Raw genomic sequence first — 2454 nt, 5'->3', positions numbered from 1 at the left:
AATTTGATTTAAATATATACCTTTAGCTTTTTCATATGCTTGTGATATATCTTCAAAATTTTCATTTATTAGCTCGGTCTCCATAATATTTATTAATTTCTCTTCTGGTATTTCTTCACCAAAACTTATTGCTCCAGTTAATAAAAATATAGCTAGTATCAATGTATTAATCTTTTGATTTTTTTTTAAGTACATAATAAATTATCCTCCAAATATTTAAAAACACAGCCCTAATTTAAGGCTGTGCTTTGATTTTTTATTGTTATCTCTTTTACAAATAAATAGTTTGCTTTTTTTGTAACATCTTCTCTCTGAATAACACCAAAATATAAGCTGTCAAAGCTATTCTCTTCATCACCAAGAACAAAAAGTTCATTTTCTTTAACTGTAAAACTTTGTCCATTTACTTCTGGTAGCTTCATTCCTAAAGAATCTAATTTCCTCACATTCTTTATATATTTTCCATTTATATATAACTTGTAATCCTTTATCTCAATTTTATCTCCAGTTATCCCCTTTACTCTTTTCATAAGATTTTTAATATCTTTAGGTAAATATCCTCTTCCATGAACATAACTTTCTACTTTTTCAGGTATAGGAAATATTACTATATCTTCTTTTTCTATATCTGTTTTTATTGCCTTATATTCCCTATATATTCCTACTGGCATTGATGGAGATAAGTTTATTTCGATAACCTCACCTAATAAGTAAGTGCCTAGAATTAAAGACATTATAATTAAAAAATATTTTTTTAATTTATTGTAATTTTTCATTCTTATTAGCTCCACTCCTCATTTAAGTTTATATTTTTGTATTCCAGCCATCTTTTATTAAACTCTTCTAATGGATTTTCTAAATTTGCAACTTCTTTTTTTATTTTTTTACACATTTCTTGTTCTTCTGGTGTTGAAGACCCTACATATGCCAATTCTAATGGAGTTAAATTTAATTGGAAGAACTTTTCAAATTCTCCTTTGTAAAGATAATCTTTTTTCTTTTTAGCAGTTGATAACATATCTATTGTTTTATCTTGAAGCCCAAAAGCTATATATAAATCTCTGTACTCTGTAAAAGCATAAGGATTAGGTAAAAATATTTTTGAAGGACAACTTTCAATTAGTGCGTCCTTTATTTTAGATTTCTCTACATCTTTTAGCGATTGAGTTGCAAAAATAACTGATACATTTTTCTTTCTTAAAACTTTTACCCACTCTCTAATTTTACCTGCAAACCTTTCATTATCTAACATCAACCAACATTCATCTAAGAATAGATAAGTTAATTTTCCATTAAACATCATTACTTCTAATTTATGGAATAAATAATTTAATAATGGTTGCAACATTTTTGAGTTAAATATATGCTCCATTTCAAATACTTGTATTGCGTGTTCTGGTGTTAAACTATCTACTTCGTTATCAAAGTAATTTCCATATAATCCATTATCTGGATCATTCGTATATTTTACCAATACATCCCTTAATTCTTGACTTTGAAGCTGTAATTTTAATTGCGACATTGTTCTCAATTCTTTAGGATTATTTGAAACTATTTTTAATGCTTGTAAAATAATATTCTTGTGAGTGTTATTCACATTTACCCGTTCCATTTCAAATAAATCACATAGCCATTCATAAGCCCATTCTAATTCTGATTCTTTATCTATATCTCTTAATGGTTGGAATTGAATAGGTTCTTCTCCTATATCATAAAATTTCCCTCCACCAGCTTCTGTAAAGACTCTACTTGAACCACCTTTATCAAATATAATAACTTGTGCATCATATTTTCTACATTGATAAGCTAATGTTAAAAGTAAAACAGATTTTCCATATCCTGTCGGACCTAAAATCATAGTATGCCCTACATCACCAACATGGTTATTTAATTTAAAAGAAGTGCTTTCTCCACTTTCACAAAATAAAAGTGCTTCTTTTCCTACATGTTTATTTATTTTATCTCCATTCCAATCTGATGAAAGTGGTAATAAATCTAATAGATTTGGAGTAGTTATTATTGGTTTTCTTATATTATGCTCTACATCACCTGGCATAGTTCCAAAAAAAGCTTCTAATCCATTAATTCTATCAACAGTCGCTACAAAACCTTTTGCATTAAGAATAGTTATTATTTTTTCCAACTGTTCTTTTAATATCTCTTTATTTTCATTCTTTAAAATTAATGTAAATGTATAATATCCTGCTTTTAATTCCTCTGATTTTAAATCATATTGTAAATCTGAAGCTTCTTGTCCTCTATCCAGCTTTTCTCTATCCGCAGAGTTTACATTTGTATTTGTAGCCTGATCTAAATAAGCAGTTCCTGCACTTTTTGCTCTCCCCTTAGATTTTGCCTCATATTTACGAGCTAAATTAATTGCGTTTTCATTTGATATATAAATAAAACGACTTACCCATCTATACTCAACATCTAACTTATTAAATTCATTTA

General features: G+C 27.5%; 3 protein-coding genes. All 3 read right to left on the bottom strand.

Annotated features, from left to right (window positions below; all coding sequences use genetic code 11):
- Nucleotides 1-195 (bottom strand): hypothetical protein (locus ACRC8M_RS10960; protein ID WP_438529156.1); only part of this gene is annotated, 195 nt, incomplete at its 3' end.
- A 35-nt stretch (nt 196-230) separates the two neighbouring features.
- Nucleotides 231-776 carry a signal peptidase I gene (lepB, locus tag ACRC8M_RS10955; protein WP_438529155.1) on the bottom strand — a complete coding sequence of 182 codons (546 nt, stop codon included), beginning with the start codon at nt 774-776 and terminating at the stop codon, nt 231-233.
- A gap of 5 nt (nt 777-781) precedes the next feature.
- Nucleotides 782-2454: TraG/VirB4 family ATPase (locus tag ACRC8M_RS10950; protein ID WP_438529154.1), on the bottom strand; the 1673-nt coding region annotated here is incomplete at its 5' end.

The organism is Cetobacterium sp. (assembly GCF_051653945.1).
Classification (GTDB): domain Bacteria; phylum Fusobacteriota; class Fusobacteriia; order Fusobacteriales; family Fusobacteriaceae; genus Cetobacterium_A.
The sequence above is the reverse complement of the archived record's forward strand: the minus strand, read 5'-3'. Positions and strand labels throughout refer to the sequence as shown.